General features: G+C 61.0%; 27 protein-coding genes. 13 read left to right on the forward strand and 14 right to left on the reverse strand.

All coding sequences use genetic code 11. The features are described 5' to 3' along the window. Positions 1–20: 20 nt before the first annotated feature. Positions 21–1,040: a Glu/Leu/Phe/Val dehydrogenase family protein gene (locus tag L6D63_RS14160; protein ID WP_047291790.1), complete on the reverse strand. Its 1,020-nt coding sequence runs from the start codon at positions 1,038–1,040 to the stop codon at positions 21–23. 172 nt (positions 1,041–1,212) lie between these two features. Here L6D63_RS14160 and L6D63_RS14165 point away from each other — a divergent pair, with 172 nt between their 5' ends. Continuing rightward, on the forward strand, positions 1,213–2,016 hold the full coding sequence (locus L6D63_RS14165) for a SirB1 family protein (protein WP_131671465.1): 804 nt from the start codon (positions 1,213–1,215) through the stop codon (positions 2,014–2,016). 51 nt (positions 2,017–2,067) lie between these two features. Here L6D63_RS14165 and L6D63_RS14170 read toward each other — a convergent pair whose 3' ends face one another. The 4 genes from L6D63_RS14170 to hmgA form a co-directional block, all read right to left on the reverse strand. Then, positions 2,068–3,438: an MFS transporter gene (locus L6D63_RS14170; RefSeq protein ID WP_131671464.1), complete on the reverse strand. Its 1,371-nt coding sequence runs from the start codon at positions 3,436–3,438 to the stop codon at positions 2,068–2,070. Between the two features lie 146 nt (positions 3,439–3,584). Continuing rightward, the gene (gene maiA, locus L6D63_RS14175; protein ID WP_095667471.1) at positions 3,585–4,220 is read right to left on the reverse strand and encodes a maleylacetoacetate isomerase; all 636 of its coding nucleotides are present in this window, start codon (positions 4,218–4,220) and stop codon (positions 3,585–3,587) included. A 12-nt stretch (positions 4,221–4,232) separates the two neighbouring features. Continuing rightward, the gene (fahA, locus tag L6D63_RS14180) at positions 4,233–5,537 is read right to left on the reverse strand and encodes a fumarylacetoacetase (RefSeq protein ID WP_131671463.1); all 1,305 of its coding nucleotides are present in this window, start codon (positions 5,535–5,537) and stop codon (positions 4,233–4,235) included. 3 nt (positions 5,538–5,540) lie between these two features. Continuing rightward, positions 5,541–6,845, reverse strand: coding sequence for a homogentisate 1,2-dioxygenase (gene hmgA / locus L6D63_RS14185; RefSeq protein WP_121183748.1), 1,305 nt, complete (start codon positions 6,843–6,845; stop codon positions 5,541–5,543). A gap of 165 nt (positions 6,846–7,010) precedes the next feature. On the opposite strand from hmgA, the gene L6D63_RS14190 reads away from it, so the two are divergent. After that, positions 7,011–7,805: an IclR family transcriptional regulator gene (locus L6D63_RS14190; RefSeq protein WP_047291777.1), complete on the forward strand. Its 795-nt coding sequence runs from the start codon at positions 7,011–7,013 to the stop codon at positions 7,803–7,805. 354 nt (positions 7,806–8,159) lie between these two features. Here L6D63_RS14190 and L6D63_RS14195 read toward each other — a convergent pair whose 3' ends face one another. From L6D63_RS14195 to L6D63_RS14215, 5 genes are all read right to left on the reverse strand, one after another. Then, entirely contained in the window at positions 8,160–9,071 is a 912-nt protein-coding gene (locus L6D63_RS14195) for an SDR family oxidoreductase (RefSeq protein ID WP_047291775.1), read from the reverse strand. A 200-nt stretch (positions 9,072–9,271) separates the two neighbouring features. Continuing rightward, entirely contained in the window at positions 9,272–10,174 is a 903-nt protein-coding gene (locus tag L6D63_RS14200; RefSeq protein ID WP_047291773.1) for an alpha/beta fold hydrolase, read from the reverse strand. Then, positions 10,174–10,956, reverse strand: a complete 783-nt coding sequence (locus tag L6D63_RS14205; protein WP_131671462.1) for a class II aldolase/adducin family protein — start codon at positions 10,954–10,956, stop codon at positions 10,174–10,176. Before L6D63_RS14205 ends, L6D63_RS14200 begins: the two co-directional genes overlap by 1 nt. Before the next feature lie 131 nt (positions 10,957–11,087). After that, positions 11,088–11,774: an LrgB family protein gene (locus L6D63_RS14210; protein WP_047291768.1), complete on the reverse strand. Its 687-nt coding sequence runs from the start codon at positions 11,772–11,774 to the stop codon at positions 11,088–11,090. Further along, positions 11,764–12,150 carry a CidA/LrgA family protein gene (locus L6D63_RS14215; protein WP_041073952.1) on the reverse strand — a complete coding sequence of 129 codons (387 nt, stop codon included), beginning with the start codon at positions 12,148–12,150 and terminating at the stop codon, positions 11,764–11,766. The genes L6D63_RS14210 and L6D63_RS14215 overlap by 11 nt, the downstream gene beginning before the upstream one ends. A 94-nt stretch (positions 12,151–12,244) precedes the next feature. Between L6D63_RS14215 and L6D63_RS14220 the strand changes: the two genes are divergently transcribed. After that, positions 12,245–13,132: a LysR family transcriptional regulator gene (locus L6D63_RS14220; RefSeq protein ID WP_131671461.1), complete on the forward strand. Its 888-nt coding sequence runs from the start codon at positions 12,245–12,247 to the stop codon at positions 13,130–13,132. Here the strand turns inward: L6D63_RS14220 and L6D63_RS14225 are convergent. Next, positions 13,122–13,577, reverse strand: a complete 456-nt coding sequence (locus L6D63_RS14225; RefSeq protein WP_041073948.1) for a flavodoxin — start codon at positions 13,575–13,577, stop codon at positions 13,122–13,124. The two genes, L6D63_RS14220 and L6D63_RS14225, sit on opposite strands and share 11 nt — an antisense overlap. A 152-nt stretch (positions 13,578–13,729) precedes the next feature. Between L6D63_RS14225 and L6D63_RS14230 the strand changes: the two genes are divergently transcribed. Further along, complete coding sequence (locus L6D63_RS14230; protein WP_047291764.1) at positions 13,730–14,206, forward strand: PAS domain-containing protein; 477 nt, start codon at positions 13,730–13,732, stop codon at positions 14,204–14,206. Positions 14,207–14,261: 55 nt separating this feature from the next. Next, on the forward strand, positions 14,262–14,867 hold the full coding sequence (locus L6D63_RS14235) for a hypothetical protein (protein WP_025109427.1): 606 nt from the start codon (positions 14,262–14,264) through the stop codon (positions 14,865–14,867). A 3-nt stretch (positions 14,868–14,870) separates the two neighbouring features. On the opposite strand, the gene L6D63_RS14240 is transcribed toward L6D63_RS14235, so the two are convergent. Beyond that, positions 14,871–15,830, reverse strand: a complete 960-nt coding sequence (locus L6D63_RS14240; RefSeq protein WP_047291763.1) for a MerR family transcriptional regulator — start codon at positions 15,828–15,830, stop codon at positions 14,871–14,873. A 212-nt stretch (positions 15,831–16,042) separates the two neighbouring features. On the opposite strand from L6D63_RS14240, the gene L6D63_RS14245 reads away from it, so the two are divergent. The 6 genes from L6D63_RS14245 to L6D63_RS14270 all read left to right on the forward strand — a co-directional run bounded on the left by L6D63_RS14245 (position 16,043) and on the right by L6D63_RS14270 (position 19,101). Further along, positions 16,043–16,612 carry an antibiotic biosynthesis monooxygenase gene (locus L6D63_RS14245; protein WP_047291761.1) on the forward strand — a complete coding sequence of 190 codons (570 nt, stop codon included), beginning with the start codon at positions 16,043–16,045 and terminating at the stop codon, positions 16,610–16,612. A 128-nt stretch (positions 16,613–16,740) separates the two neighbouring features. Then, a complete protein-coding gene (gene folM / locus L6D63_RS14250) occupies positions 16,741–17,451 on the forward strand; it encodes a dihydromonapterin reductase (protein ID WP_047291759.1) in 711 nt (236 codons plus the stop codon). Between the two features lie 21 nt (positions 17,452–17,472). Next, positions 17,473–18,033 (forward strand): GTP cyclohydrolase I FolE, encoded by a 561-nt coding sequence (folE, locus tag L6D63_RS14255; protein WP_131671460.1) that lies wholly within the window; start codon positions 17,473–17,475, stop codon positions 18,031–18,033. Further along, positions 18,034–18,405 (forward strand): dihydroneopterin triphosphate 2'-epimerase, encoded by a 372-nt coding sequence (folX, locus tag L6D63_RS14260; protein ID WP_041073935.1) that lies wholly within the window; start codon positions 18,034–18,036, stop codon positions 18,403–18,405. Positions 18,406–18,473: 68 nt separating this feature from the next. Next, the gene (locus L6D63_RS14265; protein WP_115986687.1) at positions 18,474–18,770 is read left to right on the forward strand and encodes a DUF1244 domain-containing protein; all 297 of its coding nucleotides are present in this window, start codon (positions 18,474–18,476) and stop codon (positions 18,768–18,770) included. Next, positions 18,763–19,101, forward strand: coding sequence for a HopJ type III effector protein (locus tag L6D63_RS14270; RefSeq protein WP_131671459.1), 339 nt, complete (start codon positions 18,763–18,765; stop codon positions 19,099–19,101). The genes L6D63_RS14265 and L6D63_RS14270 overlap by 8 nt, the downstream gene beginning before the upstream one ends. A 126-nt stretch (positions 19,102–19,227) precedes the next feature. Here the strand turns inward: L6D63_RS14270 and trxB are convergent, their stop codons facing one another. Further along, on the reverse strand, positions 19,228–20,190 hold the full coding sequence (gene trxB / locus L6D63_RS14275; protein ID WP_047291749.1) for a thioredoxin-disulfide reductase: 963 nt from the start codon (positions 20,188–20,190) through the stop codon (positions 19,228–19,230). A 311-nt stretch (positions 20,191–20,501) separates the two neighbouring features. Here trxB and cysZ point away from each other — a divergent pair, with 311 nt between their 5' ends. Together cysZ and L6D63_RS14285 are read left to right on the forward strand one after the other, a co-directional pair. Beyond that, the gene (gene cysZ / locus L6D63_RS14280; protein ID WP_047291747.1) at positions 20,502–21,254 is read left to right on the forward strand and encodes a sulfate transporter CysZ; all 753 of its coding nucleotides are present in this window, start codon (positions 20,502–20,504) and stop codon (positions 21,252–21,254) included. Positions 21,255–21,308: 54 nt separating this feature from the next. Further along, positions 21,309–22,508, forward strand: coding sequence for a glycosyltransferase family 4 protein (locus L6D63_RS14285; RefSeq protein ID WP_131671458.1), 1,200 nt, complete (start codon positions 21,309–21,311; stop codon positions 22,506–22,508). 135 nt (positions 22,509–22,643) lie between these two features. On the opposite strand, the gene L6D63_RS14290 is transcribed toward L6D63_RS14285, so the two are convergent. Continuing rightward, positions 22,644–23,747 (reverse strand): NADH:flavin oxidoreductase, encoded by a 1,104-nt coding sequence (locus L6D63_RS14290; RefSeq protein WP_131671457.1) that lies wholly within the window; start codon positions 23,745–23,747, stop codon positions 22,644–22,646. Positions 23,748–23,921 lie beyond the last annotated feature (174 nt).

Genomic DNA, 23,921 nt, shown 5'->3' on the forward strand with positions numbered 1-23,921 from the left:
AGGCTGCGATCTTTTGCTTTTCAGCGATACAGGACTTTCTCCGCCAACTCATCCGCCACCCGCGCCGGCGAGCGTTTCTCGGCCTGCGCATGGGCAAACACTTCGGTCAGTCGCGAGGAAATCTTCGACAGGTGCGCAGTGATCGTCCCCAGCTCCTCACCGCGATGCTTGAGCGAAACATAAATCAACCCACCCGCGTTGATCACGTAATCCGGCGCATACAGAATCCCCCGACGCTCCAGTTGATCAGCCACATCCAGATGCGTCAGCTGATTGTTCGCCGAACCCGCCACCGCCGAGCAACGCAGTTGCGTCACTGTGTGGCTGTTGAGTACCCCGCCGAGGCCGCACGGTGCAAGGATGTCGCACGGTGTGCTAAGCAACGCATCGTTGGCGATCGGATGCGCGTTGAGTTGCTCCATCGCCAGTTGCACCTTGCCGTGATCGATGTCGCTGACCAGCAATTCGGCGCCCGCCGCATGCAGTTGTTCCGCCAATGCATAACCCACATTCCCCAGCCCCTGAATCGCTATGCGCAATCCTTCGAGATTGTCGCTGCCCAGCCGCGCCATGGCGGTGGCGCGAATGCCGGTGAACACTCCCATCGCTGCGTGCGGTGCCGGGTCACCGGCCGAGGTGGTGCTGGTAACATGCCGGGTCTGCTGGGCGATGCAATCCATGTCCGCCACCGACGTGCCGCTGTCGATGGCGGTGATGTAGCGACCGTCGAGCTGCTCGATACAGCGCCCGAAAGCCTCGAACAGCGCACCGCGGTTTTCCACATGCGCCGGGCGTACGATCACTGCCACCCCGCCGCCCTGGGCCAGTCCGGCCAGCGCCGCTTTGTAGCTCATGCCCTGCGCGAGGCGAATGGCGTCCTCGACTGCAGATTCGTCGTTGGGATAGGCAAGATAACGGCAACCGCCCAGGGCAGGCCCGAGGCGACTGTTATGAATGGCAATGACCGCCTTCAACCCGGTGACCGGGTCAACGCTGAGGTGCAGCGATTCCAGGCGAGTGCTTTGCATGAGAGCGAACATCGGCAGGCTCCCGAATCACTTCTGGTAGTCGCCAGTATAGGCTTGCGCCCAAAAATTGCTGAAGCGCACCGGAATAAGCGTCGGCGCCAACGGCGACTTTGCGGCATAACCTGGCCGGTACTGGACGAATGGCACGGACGGGGCTAAAACGAGGCATGCCCCGGAGATTTCGATGAGTCCGCGCCAACGTTTTTTCGAGTGTCTGCACCGTTCACCGCCCGCACTGTTCGAAGCGGCGTTGTGGATGGCTGCCGAGCACGAAAAAGGCCTGGATATCGAAGCGCTGCAACAGGACTTCAAGGAGCTGCAACAGCGCGTCAGCTACGGCTTGCCGATGCTGCCGGTCAGCGAACTGGCGCAGCCGTTGCTGCGGCGGATGAATGATCTGGGGTTCGCCCAGGATGATTTTTTGCCGTTGCGCCCGCAGGTCGCATTGCTGCACAAGGTGTTGCAGACCCGTCGCGGCCAGCCACTGAGCCTGTCCCTGATAGCCCTGGAACTGGCGCGCAGTCTGGAGATTCCGCTGGTCGGCGTGAACTTCCCCGGGCATTTCCTGCTGCGGGTGCCTGGCGCTGATCACTTGCTGGATCCCTGCGGCGGTCGGCGGCTTTATCCGAATGATTGCCGCGAGTTGTTGCAGCGTCAGTACGGCGCGCACATGAAACTCAACGCCGAGCATCTATTGGTCGCCAGTCCAATCCAAATGCTGCAGCGCCTGTCACGCAACCTGCGCCAGTTGCATCTGGCGCACGAGGATTACATCGCTGCGTTGATCGATGCCGAACGCGTGCTGGAACTGGGCGGTGCCAGCGCTGCCGATTATCTGGCCCGCGCCAGCCTGTATCAGCGCCTCGACTGCCCGAACGCCGAGCGTTTCGATCTGGAGCATGCGTTGCTGCTCAGTGACGATCCGATCCAGCGCCTGCGCCTGACCGAACGGCTCGGGCACCTGCCTCCGAATTCCGTGGTCCACTAATCCCTGTGTGGGAGCGAGCCTGCTCGCGAAGCAGTCGCCTCGGTTTATCCTTTAAACCGCGTTATCGTTCTTCGCGAGCAAGCTCGCCCCTACATTGGATTGCGGGATATCTGAGGGCGAACGCACCTGGATGATCAGCAGTGCCGCAATAACCGCCGGAATCGCGCAGAAGAAGAAAATCTGCGCCACCGGAATGTGCATCGCCAGCAGCAGGCTGCCAAACAGCGGCCCGAGGATCGAACCGAAGCGCCCTACCCCCAGCGCCCAGCCAGTGCCCGTGGCGCGCACCTGCGCCGGATAGAAGTTACTGGCGAAAGCGTTCAGCGTCAGTTGCCCACCGATGATGCAGAACCCGGCGGCAAACACGCAGGCCACCAGATAGCGCGGATTGTCGTGATTCAGGCCCAGCAGAATCGTGCACACAGCCGCCCCGGCCAACACTGCGCAGAGCAGGCGTACCTTGCGCTTGAGCCGGTCAGCGAACCACGCCATGCACACCGCGCCCAAGGTGCCGGCGAACAGGAACATCGAGGTCACCAGGTTGGCTTCATTGAGTTTCAGACCGCTTTCGAGCAACAGCGTCGGCAGCCAGCTGATCATGAAATACAGCAGAATCAGGCTGACAAAAAACGTCGCCCAGATCAGCAGGGTCGGTCGTGCATAACCGTTGCGGAACAGCTCGACCACGGTCAGTTTGCTGCCCTGCTCGCGCTCGTTCTGCTCGACCGAGGCGGCCGGTGGCTGCCAGTCCGGCAGCATTCGCGCGGTGACTTTGCGCAGGCGCGCATAGGGCGGTGCATCGCGCAGCAGTCGCGGCAGCGATTCCGGCAGCATCCACCACAGAAACGGAAACAGCAGCAGCGGCGTGACACCACCGGCAAGGAACACCGCTTGCCAGCCAAAGCGATCAATGAAGCCCGCCGCAACAAAACCACCCGCCGCACCGCCAAAGGAAAAGCCGCAAGCGGCCAGCGTGACCATCAAGGTGCGCAGGCGCGGCGGCGAATACTCCGACATCAGGGCCATGGCACTGGGCATCGCCCCGCCCATGCCGATGCCGCAGATAAAGCGCGCGATCATCAGGGTATTCAGGGAATCGGCGAACACCATCAGCACCGTGAGGGTGGCGTAGATCAGCACGCACGCCAGCAGAATCCGCCGCACGCCGAAGCGGTCAGCCAGCGGCGTCACCGCGAGCGAACCAAGGGTCAGGCCCAACAGGTTGGCACTGAAAACCGGCCCGAAGGCGGCTTTCTCCAGGCCCCAGTCCTGCGCCAGGGCCGGCACCACATAACCGAGCACCTGGGCGTCGTAGCCGTCGGTGACCAGCAACAAGGCGAGCAGGATCAAGAGCAACCACTGATAGCGGGACACAGGACGGGCGTCGAGTGCCGCCCGGAAGCTGGCAATCTGGTTGTGCATCGCAAGGTACCTGTTTTGTTTTTATGATTTTTTAGGGGCAACACGGACCCCATGTGGGAGCGAGCCTGCTCGCGAAAGCGGTGTGCCAGCTAAAAGAATGTCTGCTGATACGACCTCTTCGCCAGCAGGCTCGCGCCCACAGGGTCTTACGGTGTATCGGGCTGGTTGGCCGGATGCGCCTTGATGAACGCCGGATGCTCAGCCGCCAACGCGGCTACGCGACAAATCCGTGGATAAGCCTCCAGCGAAACACCGAAGCGCTGCGCTGCGTACAACTGTGGAATCAGGTACACGTCCGCCACACACGGCCACTCGCCGAAACAGAAACCGCTGTCGCCGATCAACTGCTCGACGGTCGCCAGCCCCTGACTGATCCAGTGCGCAATCCACTCCACCACCTGCGGCTCTTCGTGGCCCAGCTGGCGCAGACGATTGAGCACGCTGACGTTGTGCAGCGGATGCACATCGCAGCCAATCACCGCCGCGACGCCACGCACATGGGCGCGGGCGGCGAGGTCTTCCGGCAGCAGCGGCTGCTGTGGATAACGCTCTTCCAGGTACTCGATGATCGCTGGCGACTGAATCAGCAACTCGCCGTCATCCGTACGCAAAGCCGGCACCCGGCCCTGCGGATTGATCGCCAGATACGCCGCCTGCCGATGCTCGCCCCCGGACGGCGCAATCAGGTTGACCGGCAGCGCGTTGTAGTCGAGCCCCTTCAGCGCCAGAGCGATACGCACCCGGTACGACGAGGTGGAACGGTAATAGGTGTAGAGATCCATGAGCCGCTCCTGTCAGCGCGCCGCCAGCACTGTGCCGCGGCATTCGCCGAAGCCGATCGAGGCAAAACCGTCCCGGGCGCAACGCGCGCGCAGGATGATTTCATCACCGTCTTCGAGGAATTTGCGCACTTCGCCGGAAGCCAGTTCGATCGGCTTTTTACCGCCCTCGGTGATTTCCAGCAGGCTGCCGAACTGACCGCTTTGCGGACCGGACAAAGTGCCCGAACCGAACAGGTCACCGGCCTGCAACTGGCAGCCGTTGACGCTGTGATGCGCGACCATTTGTGCGACGGTCCAGTACATGTAGCGCGTGTTGCTCAGGGTCAGGCGATGAGCCGGCAGATTCTGCTCGCGCATGGCTTCGGTGAGCAGCAGCACTTCCAGTTCGATGTCAAAGGCACCGCCCTCCTGATCGCGCTTGTCGAACAGGTAAGGCAGCGGCTGCGGATCACCTTCAGGGCGCGCCGGTTGTGCTGTGCGGAAAGGCTCCAGCGCTTCGGCCGTCACCACCCACGGTGAGACGCTGGTGATAAAACTCTTGGACAGGAACGGGCCCAGCGGCTGGTATTCCCAGGCCTGGATATCGCGGGCCGACCAGTCGTTGAGCAGGCAGAAACCGGCAATGTGATCAGCCGCGTCACCAATCGCAATCGGCTCGCCCATGTCGTTGCCCTGACCGATCCAGATGCCCAGTTCCAGCTCGTAGTCCAGTCGTGCGCACGGGCCGAAGGTCGGCTCGCTGGCACCGGCTGGCAGGGTCTGGCCTTTGGGGCGGCGCACGTCGGTACCGGAGGCGCGCACGGTGGAGGCGCGACCGTGATAGCCGATCGGCACGTGCTTGTAGTTCGGCAACAACGGGTTGTCCGGGCGGAACAGTTTGCCGACGTTCTGCGCGTGTTCGATGCCGACGTAGAAGTCGGTGTAATCGCTGATGCGGGCCGGCAGGTGCATCTGGCAATCGGCAGCCAAGGGCAGCAGTTTTGCGCCTTGGGCTTCGATGGCGCCGCGATGGCTGCTGCCCTCGCTGAACAGTTCCAGCAAGCGCGTACGCAAGGCGACACGGGCTTCGCGACCGAGGTCGAAGAAGGCGTTCAACAGGCCGCCGTGCATGGCCTCGACCGCACTGCGCGCGGCACCGTCAAACAGACCGGCTTCAAGCGCCACTTGCAGATCGAAAATGTGTTCGCCAATCGCCACGCCCGCGCGCGGCGCCGAGCCGTTGATGCTGAATACGCCCAGCGGCAGGTTCTGCAACGGGAAATCCGCGTGGCCGTTGGCCGAAGCAACCCAGCTGCGGGTGATGGAAGTCTGAGTCATGGGTTATCTCCGGGTCGGGTCGAACGTGGCGGGCAGCGTGGCCCAGCAGGCGTCGTAATTGGATTGCAGTTGCGGGCAGTCGAGGGCGAAACGGCTTGGACGCAGCACCTGACTGGTCTCGAACATGAAGGCCATGGTGTTGTCGATCTTCGCTGGTTTGAGTTCGGCGTTGATCGCTTTGGTGCAGGTTTCGCCGTCCGGGCCGTGGGCACTCATGCAGCTGTGCAGCGAGGCACCGCCGGGCACAAAGCCTTCAGCCTTGGCGTCGTATTCGCCGTGGATCAGGCCCATGAACTCGTTCATCAGGTTGCGATGGAACCACGGTGGACGGAAGGTGTTCTCGGCGACCATCCAGCGTGGCGGGAAGATCACGAAGTCGAGGTTGGCCATGCCATGCACGCTGGTCGGCGAGGTCAGCACGGTGAAAATCGATGGGTCAGGATGATCGAAACTCACGGTGCCAATGGTGTTGAAACGGCGCAGATCGTATTTGTACGGCACGTTGTTGCCGTGCCAGGCGACCACGTTCAGCGGCGAATGATCGAGTTGGGTGCCCCACAACTGGCCAAGGAATTTCTGCACCAGCGTCGTCGGCTGCTGCAGGTTTTCGTAGGCAGCGACCGGCGCGAGGAAGTCCCGTGGATTGGCCAGACCGTTGCTGCCGATCGGCCCCAGGTCCGGCAGGCGCAGCGGCGCGCCGTGGTTCTCGGCAACGTAACCGCGCACCTGCGGATCAAGCAGTTCGACGCGGAATTTCAGACCGCGTGGCAACACGGCGATTTCCAGCGGCGCGACTTCGAGCACACCGAGTTCGGTGGCAATCCGCAGTCGCCCGAGTTGCGGCACCAGCAGCAGTTCGCCGTCGGCGTTGTAGAACACCCGATCCATCGAGCGATTGGCGGCGTAGTTATAGATGCTGATGCCGGCCGGTTTTTCCGCTGCCGAGTTGGCGACCATACCGACCAGGCCGTCGATGAAGTCGGTCGGCTCGGCGGGCATTTGCAGTGGATTCCAGCGCAGACGATTCGGGGTTACGTCACCCAGCGGGCCGCCAGCCAGTTGCCGCTCCAGTTTGACGAACGCCGGGTGATTGGCCGACGGTTGAATCCGGTACAACCACGTACGTCGCGCTTCACTGCGGGTCATGGTGAACGCCGTGCCGGAGAGCAATTCGGTGTAGAGGCCGTAGGGCGCTTTTTGCGGGGAGTTCTGGCCGATGGGCAAGGCGCCGGGCAACGCTTCACTGCAAAATTCGTTGCCGAAACCGGACTGGTACGCCAGCGCCGACGCGTTTGAATCGAGGTTCATGGAGCCTCCTGAACAGGGAGTCGGCAGTGGCCCATCGCTCTGGCTCAGAGCTTTGCGCACGCCGGGGTTGTTATTATCGTAATTCGATTACGCATAACGTAATTTGCTCGCTAACCAGCGTCAAGCTATAAAGACGCCCATTCGTTTTCGGATCCCGGCCGCACCATGGAAAAAACCAGCGACAGCAACGGCAAACAGAAAGTCCGCTCCGCCGAGGTCGGCACCGACATCCTCAAGGCGTTGGCCGAGTTGTCGCCCTCCACCTCGTTGTCGCGGCTGGCCGAACATGTGCAGATGCCGGCGAGCAAGGTGCACCGTTATCTTCAGGCCCTGATCGCCAGTGGTTTCGCCGAGCAGAACGCCGCCACCAACCATTACGGACTCGGCCGTGAAGCGTTGCGCGTGGGCCTGGCAGCCCTGAACAGTATGGACGTGCTGAAAGTCGCCGCCCTGCCGCTGTCGGAGTTGCGTGATGAACTGAATGAAACCTGCTTTCTGGCGGTGTGGGGCAATCAGGGCGCGACCGTGGTGCACATCGAGCCGGCGGTGCGCGCGGTGACGGTGGTCACGCAATTGGGTTCGGTATTACCGCTGCTCAGTTCATCCACTGGCTTGGTGTTCAGTGCCTATCTGCCGCATCGCGAAACCGATGAACTGCGCGTACTGGAAACCGCCATCGCCGACCATCCGCTGGCCGATGAAAAAAACTACGTCAGCCTGTGTGAACAGATCCGTGAACGCGGTCTGCATCATGTGCACGGTTTGTTGATGCCGGGCGTGGATGCGTTGTCGGCGCCAGTGTTCAACGCCGTCGGGCAGATCGCAGCGGTACTGACGATTGTCGGCCCGACTTCATTGTTCCACGCCGATGAAAACGGCCCGGCCGCCCGGCGATTGCTGGCGGCGGCACGCGCCGTCAGTTGGCGCATGGGCTATCAGGCCGACGACCTGCGCCCTTGAAACAACAGCCACAATCCCTTCAGTGACCCAATAGCGTAGCCGGACACGACTGTTGCATGCCCCGTAACAGTGCATGTCCGGAATCGCTCTGTTTCCTTCGATCTCAAGTGCTTATTCTGAGCGGGCTTTCACGGCACACGCCGCAAAGCCCCGGCCTTGGCTGCCGAGCAACTCGCGCCAGCGCTGACCGATTTCAGATGAGTCGATGCTTCGATTGATCGCCCCGGTGTTCACTGACGTTGATTTGTAGCTCCTTGATCCAACGTCTTACCTTGGCCGCTGCGTTTGCAGCGGCCTTTTTTATGGGCGGTATTTATGCCGGCGGGACAGGTCGCTTGACGGTCATGGCAGATGTCACAGTGAATACTTCTGCAGATTCGCCATCATTTCCTTCAGCGCTTCAATGTTGTCCTTGGGATGCGCCGCGCCTTCGAAATCGCAGATCTGCTGCCAATGCGCCGCGACGTCTTCCGGAGAGAAACCGCTGCGTGGATCGAACCCGGCGCCGAGGCTGCGCTCCCAGCGCACCTTGCCCATCCAGCCACCACCGACTTCAAACAGACCGGACGTTTCCTGGCACTGTTCACTGGTCAGGTACACCACCAGCGGGCTGACCAGTTCCGGTTTCAGCTGTTCGAACACTTGCGGCGGGATCAGCCCCTCGGTCATGCGTGTGCCGCCAGTGGGCGCGATGGCGTTGACCAGAATGTTGTTCTTGCGCCCTTCGATGGCCAGCGTCCGGGTCAACCCGTACAGGCCGAGTTTGGCCATGCCGTAATTGGACTGACCGAAGTTGCCGTAGATGCCTGAGGTCGATGCCGTGAAGATCACCCGGCCATAGTTCTGCTCGCGCAGGTGCGGCCAGGCGGCGCGGGTCACTTTGTAAGCGCCTTCGACGTGAACGCGATAGACCAGATCCCAGTCGGCGTCGTCCATCTTGTGAAAGGTCTTGTCGCGCAGGATCCCGGCGTTGTTCACCACCACGTCGACACGGCCAAAGGCGTCGAGGGCGTTCTGCACCAGTTTGTCGCCGTCGGTGACCGAGTCGTGGTTGGCCTCGGCAATGCCGCCGGCTTCGCGAATTTCCGCCACCACACGGTCGGCGGCGGAGGCGTTGGCGCCCTCACCCTGGGTCGAGCCGCCGAGGTCGTTGACCAGCACTCTGGCGCCGTGCCGCGCGAACAGCAAAGCATGCGCCCGGCCCAGGCCACCACCGGCGCCGGTGACGATCACGACTTTATCTTCGAAACGTACGGACTCATTCATCGCAGGAACTCCAGCAGGCCAGTATTGAGTCCGAGTGTCAGGCACAGGGCTTTGGGTCACAACAAATACGGCTGAGGCTGAATGGTGCGCGATAAGGGTGGGGGATGATGAGGGCGTCAAAAGATCAAAAGATCGCAGCCTGCGGCAGCGCCTGCATTAATTTGTGCAGGAGTTGCCGCAGGCTGCGATCTTTTGATCTCTCAGGAGCACGCCACCTTGCGCGGCGGCAACGCCAGGCGGTCACGAAACGCCAGATAATGTTTGAGCACCTGCACCGGCGCCTCGATCTGTGGATAGTGGCCGATGCCCGGCAACAACACCGTGTCGGCGCCCGCGATCAACTGGCGGTAACGCTCGACCATGTGCGCACCGGAGACCGGATCGACTTCGCCATCAATCACCCGCAACGGGATGTCATCACGCTGCATGGCCGCTACCCAGCGGTCGCGCTGCGCCCGGCGCTCGGGGATGTAGCCAATCAGTTTGTGCAGGATGCGCGGACCGCGATGGGTCTCGATCAGGCTCCAGAAATCATCCAGCTCACTTTCGCTGGGGCCGGTCTGCGGACCGAAAATCTGCCGAAAGCTTTTCACCAACGCATCACGGCTGAAGGCCCGGCCAATCATCCAGCCCAAAGGGCTGAGCAACAGCTTTTGCATCAACACCGGGCGATGGGTTTCCGGGAACAGCCCGCCGTTGAGGAACACGCAACTGGCGACGGCGAGCCGGTTTTCGTAATGCCGCGCGAGCAGTTCCTGGGCGACGCTGTCGCCGTAATCGTGAGCCAGAATATGCAGGGGTTGCTCGACCTGCAGATGGGCCAGCAGTGCCTGTTGCAAATCGGCCTGTTCCAGCAGGCTGTAGCTGTGACTCAACGGTTTGGCCGAATCACCGAAACCGAGCATGTCACAGGCGATCACCCGATAGCGCTGGGCCAGCGGCTGCCACAAGTAGTGCCAGTCCCAACTGGCCGTTGGAAAGCCATGGATCAGCAACAGCGGCTCACCCTGCCCCGCCGTCCAGTAACGGATCGACTGGCCGCGAAAGACAAACGTCCGGCTGCGTTTGCGCCAGACACACAGAGGAATCTCGGCAAGAGGCATCAGAGTTTATATCCGGGGTCTTGTTTATCGAGTTTGCGCAGCAACGCCGGCCAGGCCAGCGCGCCGCCCATGCCTTGAGCGCTTTTGGTCACGCCGGCGATCATCGCCTTGGCGCCCGCCAGAATTTGCGGTTCGATGGCGATCAGTTCAGTACCGCCGGTCTGCGCCATGACCTGGATATCGCAGGCGCGCTGGAAGGTGAACATCATCAGAAAAGTGTCGGCGATGGTGCCGCCACAGGTCAGCAGACCGTGGTTGTGCAGCATCAGGAAATTGTTCTCGCCCAGGTCGGCCTGCAAGCGCGCTTTCTCTTCGTGATTCAGCGCCACGCCTTCGTAGCCGTGATAGGCCAGGCTCGACAACACGAACAGCGACTGCTGGCTGATCGGCAACACGCCCTGTTTCTGCGCTGAAACGGCCACGCCGGACGCGGTGTGCGTGTGCAGTACACACACCACGTCATGCCGCACTTCGTGCACGGCGCTATGGATGGTGTAACCGGCGGGATTGATTTCGTAGGGACTGTCCATGAGCTTGTTGCCGGCCTGATCGACTTTGACCAGGCTTGAGGCGGTGATCTCATGAAACATCAAGCCGAACGGATTGATCAGGAAGTCTTCGGTGCCCGGGACCTTGGCGGAAATGTGGGTAAAGATCAGGTCGTCCCAGCCATGCAGGGCGACCAGTCGATAACAGGCGGCGAGATCGACCCGGGTCTGCCACTCCGCAGCACTGACCTGGTCTTTGACATTAACGGGCGACTGGACGGGGGCTACGCTCACTGTATGCACCTCTGCGTTCTTATTGTTTGGCACGTGTCAGCAGTCTAGTCAGCTCCCGGGGCTCACGTAGTTGCATTGCCAGCCAGCTTGATGACTGAGCGGGTCAGCCATGCAAACAGCTTGGATCCATGTCAAAGCAACGACGCCAACAAAGGCGCGGCGAACAGATTGAGCAGTCCCGTCAGCACCATCACCAGCCCGGCCACCGAGCCCTCTTCACCGCCCACTTCATGCGCCCGACTGACGCCGGCACCGTGCGCGCCAACCCCAAACAATGCACCGCGCGCCAAGGCACTGCGTAGCGGCAGCCACTTGAGCAGCACGCCGCCGAGCATCGCACCGAACACACCGGTGAACATCACGAACACGGCCGTCAGTTCCGGCACGCCACCCAGATCCTGCGCCAGCGGCATGGCGAACGGCGTGGTGATCGAACGCGGCACCAGCGACATCGTGACTGAGATATCCAGCGCCAGCGCCCTGGCCAGGCCAAACGAGGTAGCGATCGATGCCGCGCTGCCGGCGAGCATGCCCAGCAACAGCGCTGACCAGTGCCGCACCAGCAGACGTCGCTGCTGCCAGATCGGCACCGCGAAAGCGACCGTCACCGGCCCGAGCACCAGCATCAGCCAATGGGTGTTGCTGGCGTATTCGGCATAGGCCGTGTGCAACGGTATGGCGAGCGCCAGCAGCAGCGCCGGCACCAGAATCAGCGGCGACAGCAGATAACGCCCGGTGCGTCGATAAATCCAGCGACTGAACAGATACGCCAACAGCGTGAAAGCGAGCCAGAACATCGGCATCCATTCAAGCTTCATGAGACCGCCTCAGGCGCACAGCCAACTCCACGGTAAAGGCCGTCACCAGCATCACCATCAGGGTGCTGGCGCCAATCACCAGCAGAATCCGCCAACCGTCATCACGCAGCAGTGCGCCGTAGTCGAGCAGACTCATCAGTGCCGGAATAAAGAACAGCAGCATCTCGGCCATCAGCAAGCCGGCACCCAGTTGCAGCGCCGCCGGTTTGACCCAGCCAAACGCGAACGCCAGCAGCAACAGGGCCATGCCGATAACGCCACCGGGGATTGGCCAGGCCAGCCACGCGGCGATCTGGCAGCCGAGCAGATAGAGACCGAGCAACACGGCCAGTTCTGCTATCAGACGGGAAACATACGTGAGGGACGCAGCGTTCATGATGGGCTCCTTACAGGGGCTTATTTTACGAAGCGGCCTGCCATCCCAGAAGCGAATTGTTAGACTCATGGCTATTCCAAAACGGAATCGGACAATGGAATTCAAACAGCTGCGCAGTTTTGTCGAAGTCATGCGTCAAGGCGGCTTTACCCAGGCGGCGAAAACCCTGCACGTCAGTCAGTCGGCGGTGAGCAAACAAGTCGCGCAACTGGAGCAGAGTCTCGGCACGCCGTTGCTCGAACGGCTCGGCTCCCAGTTACACCTGACCGCTGCGGGCAGCGTGGTGCTGTCATACGCCGAGGGCATGCTGCGCTTGCGTCAGGAGTTGCTCAGCGAACTGGATGATCTGAGCCAACTGGCGCGCGGCGAATTGCGCCTCGGTCTGCCGCTGCTGGGCAGCGATGCGTTGTTCGCCGGGTTGTTCGCCGAATATCGACGGCGCTATCCGAACATCAGCATTCAATTGCTTGAGGGCGGCAGCCGTAACGTGGAACAGGCGGTGCTCAGCGGAGAACTGGAGTTGGGTGGCAGCTTGCAGCCCAAGGATCCGCAGTTCGATTTTCAGCCGTTCTGCGATGAGAAGCTCGACGCGTTGCTGCCGGTGGATCATCCACTGGCGGCGCGCGGTGAAATTGCTCTGGAGGAGTTGGCCGAAACACCGTTCCTGCTGTATCAGCGCAGCTTCGTGCTCAATGACCGTCTATTGCAGGCGTGCCAGCAATTGGGCTTTACCCCGAAAGAAGGCGGGCGCAGTGGCCAGGCGGATTTTCTCGTGGCGCTGGTGGCGGCCGGGCAAGGCGTGGTGCTGTTGCCGAGCGTGGTCGCCCGGGCACTGGAGCGTCCGGGCGTGGTGCGCCTGACCTTGCGCGCGCCAGATTATCTGCGTTGGGATATCGCGTTCATCTGGCGTCGCGGCGCCTACCTGTCGAAAGCCGCGCAGGCCTGGCTGGCCCTTCTGCGCGAGCGCGCGATCAGCCCTTGAGCGTGGCGATCAACTGCGCCAGCCAAGGCTCGGCATCGGTTTCCGGGGTCACGCTTTCGCTGGCGTCCAGACGCAGCATCTCCTGTACTTCGCGCAGGCCCAGCTCGGCGAACAACTCACGCATCAGCTCGCCGCCACCGCAGAACGTATCGCCGTAACTGGCATCGCCCAAACCGATCACCGCGCCGGGCAAACCGCGCCAGGCCATCGGCAATTGATCGCGAAGGCTGAAATAGAGCGGCTGCAGGTTATCCGGCAACTCGCCCATGCCGGTGGTCGAGGTCACCGCGAGAATCGCTTCAGGGCCGAACGCCTGTATATCCGCCAGGCTGGCGCGCGAGTTGTAGAAGGTTTCAAAACCGGCGTCTTTCAGCAGGTTCTGCGCGTGACGGGCGACTTCTTCGGCCGCGCCGTAAACCGAGCCGGAGAGGATGGCGACTTTCATCAATCTGATCCTGAAGCTGAAAAAAAGAGCGGCGATAGTAGCAGTCCGACGTAAAAGCCGCGATCCAGGCCCGAATAGCCGTGATGGCCAGTAGACAGACTGGCTGGAACTTCTAGAATGCCAGCCAATATCGACACTGAAAGGATTCATTGATGATCAACGCCAGTCTGCTGCAAATGGTGATCAACGCTTCGAACGACGGGATCGTGGTTGCAGAAAAGGAAGGCGAACAGGACAACATCCTGATTTACGTAAACCCGGCCTTCGAGCGCCTGACCGGTTATAGCAGCGAAGAAATTCTCTACCAGGATTGCCGTTTTCTGCAGTCCGGCGACCGCGATCAGGCAAGTCTGGAAAGGATTCGCGAAGTGCTGCGCGCTGGTGGCGCGTGTCGCGAAACATTGCGCAATTATCGCAAGGACGGCACGCCTTTCTGGAATGAACTGTCGCTATCGACGGTACAAAACGCCGATGATGGCCAGACTTATTTCGTCGGCGTGCAGAAGGACGTCACGGTTCAGGTCAAGGCGCAGCAACGCGTCGCGCAACTGGAAGCACAGGTTGCCGCCTTGCAAGCCGAACTCTCTGCCCTGAAAGCGACGAACGGCGCAAACAAAACGGCGAACTAAGTGTCAGTAACTACAATCACCAATGACTTTGTAACTAATTCTTTCGAGCCAGGCCATGCAACGCGACGCCCTCCTGACCCAGGATGAGCTGGATTTCATCCAGACCATGCAGCACAACCCGCAACTCAATGTGCGGGATGCGACGTCGAGCCTGTTGGTCAATGGTGGCTCGCAGATCCGTGACCTGCTCACGCGCCTGGCGGCTCATGAGCAAGTGACCATCCAGGCCAACTTCGAAAATCAGCAGATGACCTTCCCGTTGCACCTGGTGGAAGACGAATTTCACGCGTTGCACCTGCGTCTGGGCGTACCCAGCATTTACGAAGACGGGCCGATGGTTCGCCCATGGCGTCTGACCCTCGAAGAGCCGGTCGCGCTGGAAAACGCCAAGGGCCAACCGGGGATGATGTGGGTGCACGAGGTGTCGCACAAAGGCGTGCTGCTGGAAATGCGCAACAAGACCAAACCGCCCAAGCATTTCGCCCTGTGGTTCAGCCCTTCAGGTTATGAGCGGATCTCCCTGCGCGGCAATTTCGAGCGCGAAACCGAGCATGGCTTCTACGCTTACGAGCTGAGCCAGACCGATGCCGATGAAACCGAACGCCTGCGTCAGTTCATCCTGCAACAACACCGTCTGACCCACCCCGCCCTGCACACCTGATATTCAGGTATCCAGCGTCCCCGCGAGAAACTGCGTCATGCGCTGACGCATCGTCGCCCCTTCATTGCCCAGACAACCGATTGACGATCCGGCCAGACTATCCTGTGCCAGATCGGCAGCGTCGCCCGCGAGCATTACCTGACAGTCGAGACTCAAGGCCAGCCGATTCAGACGGCGCGGCAAATCCGGGGTGGGGGCGTGATTGGAAAACAGCACCAGCGCCTGTGGCTTGATCCGCTCGCAGACCAACGCCAATTCATCGAATGGCTGACCAGTGGTCAGCACTCGCACCCCCGCATCATTGCCACTGAGAAATAACGCGGCAACCAGTAACTCGAGTTCACGGCACTGACCGGCGAGCGCACTGACAATCACCTTGCGCGGTTGCGTGCCGCGCAGCGTGACAATGCGTTGCAGAACCCGCGCCCTCAGGAACCCGTCGAAAAACAGCCACTCGCTGGTCTGCCCAAAGGCATCCTGGCGTTGCAACATCTGCAGCCACAACGGCATGAGAATGTCCTGGAACACCACTGACAGCGAATATGAAGAGAAAATCTGGTTGTAGACCTGATCCAGCGCGCGGTCATCGAACGCGCTGACTGCAACCTGCACCTGTAGCTGCCACTGCGCGTAATCAGCCTGCACCAGATCATCAGGAATGATATGCGCCAGCACTTTCAGCGGCTCGGTCTTGGCGAGGATCTTGCCGACCTTGCTCACCGCCACGCCGCGGTCGATCCAGTCGACGATGCTGCGCACGCGCTCGATTTCGGTCATCGAATACAGCCGGTGCCCGCTTTCGGTGCGCGTCGGCTGAATCAAACCGTAGCGACGCTCCCATGCACGCAGCGTTACCGGGTTGACGCCGGTCAGGCGCGACACCTCACGAATAGGGAACAACTCTTCGCGCTCAAATGCGACAGAGGCCTGCAAAGCAGAGTCAGCGTCCGTGATAACAGCCATTGTGCAGGTGCATCCACTCGGTAGATTTGGATCCCATTCTACCTCCGATGCCCTGTATCGGTTCAACCCATCAATAGAGACGAAAGTCTCTGAAACGGCGCGCAAAATCAGGAATAATCCTTGCTAGTCGAAAAACGCAGGCCCTTACCCCGGGCCTGCGCATCGCGAAACTTCTACCCGAAGCGACGCACTCGGAAACATGGAGATACATAATGTCTACTTCCCCCGTCACACTGATGGTCGCGCGTCGCGTCGCCGACGGACGCTATCAGGACCTGATTGCCTGGCTGCGCGAAGGCGAACAACTGGCCACTGACTTTCCCGGTTACCTGGGCTCCGGCGTGCTCGCTCCGCCACCCGGTGACAACGAATTCCAGATCATTTTCCGCTTTGTCGACGAACAGACCCTGCATGCCTGGGAGCACTCGGTCTCGCGTACCGCGTGGCTCGCGCGGGGCAGCGATCTGTTCGCGCATCCCAAAGAACATCGGGTCAGCGGCATCGAAGGCTGGTTCGGCGCGGCCGGTCAGCGGCCACCGCGCTGGAAACAGGCCGTGGCCATCTGGCTGGCGTTCTTTCCGGTATCGCTGCTGTTCAACTTTGTTCTCGGGCCGTTGCTCGGCGACATGAGCCTGCTGCCGCGGGTGTTGATCAGCACGGCGTGCCTGACGCCATTGATGGTGTATTTCTTTATTCCGCTGTCGACGCGGCTGCTGGCCAACTGGTTGAACGCTGTGCCGGCGCGACCTTTGCCTGCAACACCCTCTACGCAGAATCGCTAAAGATCGCAGCCTCGTTGCACTCGTCAGCTCCTACGGTGAAGGCGCCCCTGTAGGAGCTGCCGAAGGCTGCGATCTTTTCGCCAGCGTCGCTGTTATAGTTTTTGCTCCAACCGCGACGCGAGCCATGCATGACCAATTCCTCCGCCCCGATTCTCATCACCGGTGCCGGCCAGCGTGTCGGTCTGCACTGCGCGCAGCGTTTGCTTGAAGACGGCCATCAGGTCATTTTCACCTACCGCAGCGAACGTCCCGGCGTGCAAGCGCTGCGGGATCTGGGGGCGATCGGAGTGTTCGCCGACTTCTCCAGCGAAGCGGCCATTCTCGCCTTCATCGATGAACTGAAAACCCATACCGACCGCCTGCGCGCCATCGTCCACAACGCCTCCGAATGGCTGGCGGAAACCCCGGGCAACGAAGCCGAAGCCTTCGTACGCATGCTCAACGTGCACCTGCTCGCGCCGTATCTGATCAACCTGCACTGCGCCGACCTGCTCAAGCGCTCGACACCGGCCGACATCATCCATATCAGTGACGACGTCACGCGCAAGGGCAGCAGCAAACACATCGGCTATTGCGCCAGCAAGGCCGGGCTCGACAGCCTGACCCTGTCCTTCGCCGCGCGCTATGCGCCGGCAATCAAGGTCAACGGCATCGCGCCGGCCCTGCTATTGTTCAATCCCGACGACGACGCGGCGTACCGCGCCAAGGCGCTGGCCAAATCCGCGCTGGGCATCGAACCCGGCAGCGAAGTGATCTACCAGAGCCTGCGCTATCTGCTCGACAACCCCTATGTCACCGGTACGACCCTGACCGTCAACGGCGGACGGCACGTCAAATAAGTTGCTGCGCGAGGATCTCCCATGAGCCGTACCCTGCCCGAGAATTACCGCGAGATCCTCATCGGCCTCGGTGAAGACCCCGACCGCGAAGGCCTGCTCGACACTCCGCTGCGCGCGGCCAGGGCCATGCAATACCTGTGTCACGGCTATGAACAGCGTGTGGAGGAGATCGTCAACGGCGCGCTGTTTGCCTCTGACAGCGATGAGATGATCATCGTCGCCGACATCGAGCTCTACTCGTTGTGCGAACATCACCTGCTGCCCTTCATCGGCAAGGCCCATGTGGCTTATATTCCAACCGGCAAGGTGCTGGGGCTGTCGAAGATCGCGCGGCTGGTGGACATGTTCGCCCGGCGCCTGCAGATTCAGGAAAACCTCACCCGGCAGATTGCCGAAGCGGTGCAACAGGTCACCGATGCCGCTGGCGTCGCAGTGGTCATCGAGGCCCGGCACATGTGCATGATGATGCGCGGTGTCGAGAAACAGAATTCGACCATGAACACCTCGGTCATGCTCGGCGCCTTTCGCGACTCGAGCAACACTCGCCAGGAGTTCCTGCAATTGATTGGACGGAGCAAGTAAATGTCACAACTTCAACCGGGAATGGCGCGCATCCGGGTCAAGGATCTGCGCCTGCGCACCTTTATCGGGATCAACGAGGACGAGATCCTCAACAAACAGGATGTGCTGATCAACCTGACCATCCAGTACGCCGCGCAGGAAGCGGTGCGCGACAACGACATCGATCACGCGCTGAACTACCGCACCATCACCAAGGCGATCATCGCCCACGTCGAGGGCAATCGCTTTGCACTGCTCGAACGCCTGACCCAGGAGCTGCTGGATCTGGTGATGAGCAATACCGCCGTGCTTTACGCCGAAGTCGAAGTCGACAAGCCGCATGCCCTGCGATTTGCCGAGTCGGTGTCGATCACCCTCGCGGCAAGCCGCTGAGCGCGTCTGGCGCATTGCTCGCCAGACTTTTATCATCCGCGCCACGAATAGACTGCACAGAGCCCATCATGACCGAGCAACAACGCCTCGAACTCGAAGCCGCCGCCTTCCGCCGGCTGGTCGCCCATCTGGACAGCCGCAAGGACGTGCAGAACATCGACCTGATGAACCTTGCCGGGTTCTGCCGCAACTGCCTGTCCAAGTGGTACAAGGCCGCCGCCGACGAGAAGCAGATCGAGGTCAGCCTCGATGACGCCCGCGAAGTGGTTTACGGCATGCCGTACGCCGAATGGAAAGCCCAATACCAGCAAGAAGCCAGCGCCGAACAACAGGCGGCGTTCGCCAAAGGAAAACCCAATGAGTGATCTGAACACCCTGCGCGCCAGCCTCAACAGCGGCGAACACGCTTTCGCCGATACCCTGGCCTTCATCGCTGCCGGTTATGACTACCAGCCGCAAGCGTTCAACAATGGTGGCGTGGAAAACGCTGACGGGCAGAACGAAGGTTCGTGCAAGACCCTGGGTCTGGCACTGCTGGAAGGCTTGAGCGATGAAGAAGCGCTGCTGGCATTCGGCGAGCATTACCGCTCGGTGCTGGCGACGCCTGAAGGCAGTGACCACGGCAATATCCGTGCGCTGATCAAGCACGGTCTGGCCGGTGTGAAGTTCGAAGCACAGCCGCTGACCCGCCGCTGATTCAAGATCAAAAGATCGCAGCCTGCGGCAGCTCCTACACTGATCCCTGTAGGAGCTGCCGCAGGCTGCGATCTTTTGACTCTCATAAAAAAACCGGCCGAAGCCGGTTTTTTTGTGCCTGCGGTCTTAGAACGAAGCGTTCTGCAGACCGTCCAGGTAACGCTCGGTGTCCAGTGCCGCCATGCAGCCGGCGCCAGCCGAAGTGATGGCCTGACGGTAAACGTGGTCAGCCACGTCGCCGGCAGCGAAGATACCTTCGACGCTGGTGGCAGTGGCGTTGCCGTCACGGCCGCCCTGCACCACCAGGTAACCGTCTTTCAGGGTCAACTGGCCTTCGAACAGCGAAGTGTTCGGAGTGTGACCGATGGCGATAAACACGCCGTCGACCTTGATTTCGTCGAAGCTGCCATCGTTGTTTTTCAGGCGCGCACCGGTCACACCCATGTTGTCGCCCAGCACTTCGTCGAGGTTGGCGTTCAGCTTGAGGATGATCTTGCCTTCGGCCACACGGGCGTTGAGCTTGTCGATCAGGATCTTCTCGGCGCGGAAAGTTTCGCGACGGTGGATCAGGGTCACGGTGCTAGCGATGTTGGCCAGGTACAGTGCTTCCTCTACTGCGGTGTTGCCGCCGCCGACCACAGCCACTGGCTTGTTGCGGTAGAAGAAACCGTCGCAGGTCGCGCAGGCGGAAACACCTTTGCCCATGAACGCCTCTTCCGACGGCAAGCCCAGGTAACGAGCGCTGGCACCGGTGGCGATAATCAGGGCGTCGCAGGTGTAGGTCGCGCTGTCGCCAGTCAGGGTGTACGGCTTGACGGCGAAGTCCACGGCGTTGATGTGATCGAAAACGATCTCGGTTTCAAACCGCTCGGCGTGCTCGCGCATGCGCTCCATCAGCGCCGGACCGGTCAAGCCGTGCACGTCGCCCGGCCAGTTGTCGACTTCAGTGGTGGTGGTCAGCTGACCGCCAGCCTGCATGCCGGTGATCAGCAGTGGCTTGAGGTTGGCACGGGCGGCGTAGACCGCAGCGCTGTAACCGGCAGGGCCGGAACCGAGAATAATCACTCGCGAATGACGGACTTCAGACATGACCTGCTCCTGTTGACCGGGCCGAAACACTGGCGCGGAACGCCGGACTGCCGGCGGGAATAAAAAAGGACTGTAGATAACCTTGGGGAAGGCATGAGCTCGACAGTCCTGTAAAAAGTTGGGTGCAGCGTATCGAGGGGGGCAAGATTAAGGAAATACGGTTTAACAATCCAGCTCATAGGTGGTCTCTATGCGCAGACTCCGACCAGATCGACGTCTTTGTTACAGTGAATGTCGATCGCTCTGCCGCGCTTTCGCACCGGTTGCAAAGTCGGTAAGGTCGGCGCGTTTTCCCTTGCTCGGAGCACCTTATGCCCGCCCCTGTTCTGTCCGGCCCGCAATACCTGCGCGAAGGCCTCAAACTGGTTCTCAGCCCGGGCCTGCGCCTGTTCGTGCTGCTGCCACTGGCGATCAACCTGGTGCTGTTCGTCGGACTGATCTATCTGGCCGGCCATCAGTTCAGCCTGTGGGTCGACAACTTGATGCCGTCGCTGCCCGACTGGCTGAGTTTTCTCAGTTACATCCTGTGGCCGCTGTTCGTGGTGCTGGTGGCATTGATGGTGTTTTTCACCTTCACCATGCTCGCCAACGTGATCGCGGCGCCGTTCAACGGCTTCCTCGCGGAGAAGGTCGAAGTGGTGGTACGCGGCACCGATGATTTCCCGGCCTTCAGCTGGGGCGAACTGATCGCGATGATTCCGCGCACCCTGGCCCGGGAAATGCGCAAGCTCGGCTACTTCCTGCCGCGAGCAATCGGCCTGTTCATTCTCTCGTTCATCCCGGTGGTCAATATCGTCGCCGCACCGCTGTGGCTGCTGTTCGGCGTGTGGATGATGGCGATCCAGTACATCGACTACCCGGCGGACAACCACAAACTGGGCTGGAACGAGATGCTCGCCTGGCTGCGCCAGAAGCGCTGGCAGAGCATGAGTTTTGGCGGGATCGTCTATCTGGTGCTGCTGATTCCGGTGGTGAATATTCTGATGATGCCGGCCGCTGTTGCGGGCGCGACCTTGTTCTGGGTACGTGAGCGCGGCGCGGAGAACCTTGTCGCACAGCGCTGAGCCGCTCACAGACCGCCAGTCACAAATCCATCATCCGAACGTCACAAGCACGACATGGCCTCAGCCGACACTGAGGTCATGACGACAGCTCTGCATATCACTCTGATCAGCGAAACCTTCCCACCGGAAATCAACGGGGTGGCCAATACCCTTGGTCGCTTGTGCGATGGCTTGCGCGCGCGAGGGCATCAGGTGGAACTGGTGCGACCGCGCCAGGCGGGCGATCCGCAGCGCGTCGATGACGATGCCTTGCTGTTGTGCCGAGGCTGGCCGTTGCCAGGTTATCCGGGGTTGCAGTGGGGTCAGTCGTCGATGCACAAGCTGCTGCGGCGCTGGCAGCGTCATCGCCCGGACGTGCTGTACATCGCCACAGAAGGTCCGCTCGGCCTGTCGGCGTTGCGGGCCGCGCGACGCCTGGGGATCTCGGTGGTCAGTGGTTTTCATACCAATTTCCAGCAGTACACCCATCAGTACGGGCTGGGTTTGCTGACGCGCTTGCTGACCCATTATCTGCGCTGGTTTCACAATCGCTCGGCAATGACCCTGGTGCCGAGCGTCAGTCAGCGTCTGGAACTGGAGCGCCGGCATTTCGACCGCCTCGCCCTGCTCTCCAGAGGCGTGGACAGCCAGTTGTTTCACCCGGCCAGGCGCCTGAACGGGTTGCGTGAGCAATGGGGCCTGAGCGAGCAGGACATCGCGGTGATTCACGTAGGACGTCTGGCCACGGAGAAGAACCTGGGCCTGCTCAAGCGCTGCTTCGATAAACTCCGCAGCACTTATCCACAGCGCAACCTGAAGCTGATTGTGGTCGGCGACGGACCACAACGGCTTGCGCTGGAAAAAGAGCTGCCTGAGGCGATTTTCTGTGGTGCACAGCGCGGCGAAGCGCTGGCGGCGCACTATGCCTCGGGGGATATTTTTCTGTTCCCGAGCATGACCGAAACCTTCGGCAATGTGGTGCTTGAAGCACTGGCTTCAGGTCTGGGGGTGGTGGCGTACGATCAGGCAGCGGCGGCGCAGCATATTCGCCACGGCTACAACGGTGTGCTGGCGATGCCGGGTGATGAAGAGGCGTTTTGCGATGCGGCGGCTTGGCTGCTGGAAGAAGATGAGCGGTTGCGCTGCGTGCGCCTGAATGCGCGTCAGCATGCCAGTCGCCAGGGGTGGGCGGCGATCATCGAGCAATTTGAAAAGCATTTGCGTGGGGCGTGTCTGCGGGAGCAGGTGTTGCCGAATGCGCAGACATTGCCTTAGATCTTTGCTGATTTTGAAGCCGCCATCGCTGGCAAGCCAGCTCCCACAAGGGCCTGCGGTGAACACAATTTTTGTGAACACCCGCAATACCTGTGGGAGCTGGCTTGCCAGCGATAGCATCAGTTTGAGCGCCGCTTAAACCAGCGTCATCAACGCCTCACGGCTGAACGGCAGAATGTCCTGCTCACGCCCTTCACGGACTTTCAGCGCCCAGTCCGGATCCACCAGCAGCGCACGGCCCACCGCCACCAGATCGAACTCGTCGCTGTTCAGACGCTCCAGCAGTTTTTCCAGACTGGCCGGTTGTGCGACCTTGTCGGTGTTGACCATGAACTGCAGGAACTCGCCGTCCAGGCCGACGCTGCCAACGGTAATGGTCGGCTTGCCGGTCAGCTTGCGTGTCCAGCCGGCCAGGTTCAGCTCGGAACCGTCGAACTCGGGCTCCCAGAAACGCCGCGTCGAGCAGTGGAAAATATCCACACCGGCGTCGGCCAGCGGCTTGAGGAATTCGCCCAGCGCCTCAGGCGTTTGTACCAGACGCGCGGTGTAATCCTGCTGCTTCCACTGCGAGAAACAGAAGATGATCGGGAAGCCTTCGCCGACGGCGGCGCGCACCGCTTGAATCAATTCGATGGCGAAACGCGAGCGGTTGGCCAGGCTGCCGCCGTATTCGTCGCTGCGCTGATTGCTGCCTTCCCAGAAGAACTGGTCGATCAGGTAACCGTGGGCACCGTGGATTTCCACGCCGTCCATGCCGATGCTTTTGGCGTCTTTGGCGGCCTGGGCGAATGCGGCGATCACGTCTTGAATGTCCTGCTTGGTCATGCCGTGCACCACGACCTGACCGTCCTTGAGTTTTTCCGTCGGGCCGTAACCCGGCACGCTGGCGTCCGGCTCGGTGCCGATACGGCGCACGCTGCCGACATGCCACAGTTGCGGAACAATCTTGCCGCCCTCGGCATGCACCGCGTCGACCACTTTTTTCCAGCCGGCCAGTGGCGCTTCACCGAAGAACTGCGGCACGTTCGGGTAACCATTGGAGGCCTTGTGACCGACCGTGGTGCCTTCGGTGATGATCAGACCGACACCGGCCGCAGCGCGGCGACGGTAGTACTCGATCACTTTGGAGTTGGGCACGCCACCCGGGGAAAACGAGCGGGTCATTGGCGCCATGACCACGCGGGTCGGCAGTTCGAGGGCACCGAGGTGGAACGGTTTGAACAGGGCTTGCACCGGCATTGGAAGGCTCCACAGGGAATGACTTTATGACGGCGATAATATGGAGAGTCGCAAGCCTTGAACAGCATTATTGATTTGAGTGATCAAGGATCAAAAGACACAAAGCAAAGATCGCAGTCTGCGGCAGCGCCTGCAACGGTCAGTGCAGAAACGAAAAAATCGCAGCTTCGACAG

Origin of the sequence: Pseudomonas parakoreensis, assembly GCF_021602155.1 — a bacterium.
In the GTDB taxonomy this organism is placed as follows: domain Bacteria; phylum Pseudomonadota; class Gammaproteobacteria; order Pseudomonadales; family Pseudomonadaceae; genus Aquipseudomonas; species Aquipseudomonas parakoreensis.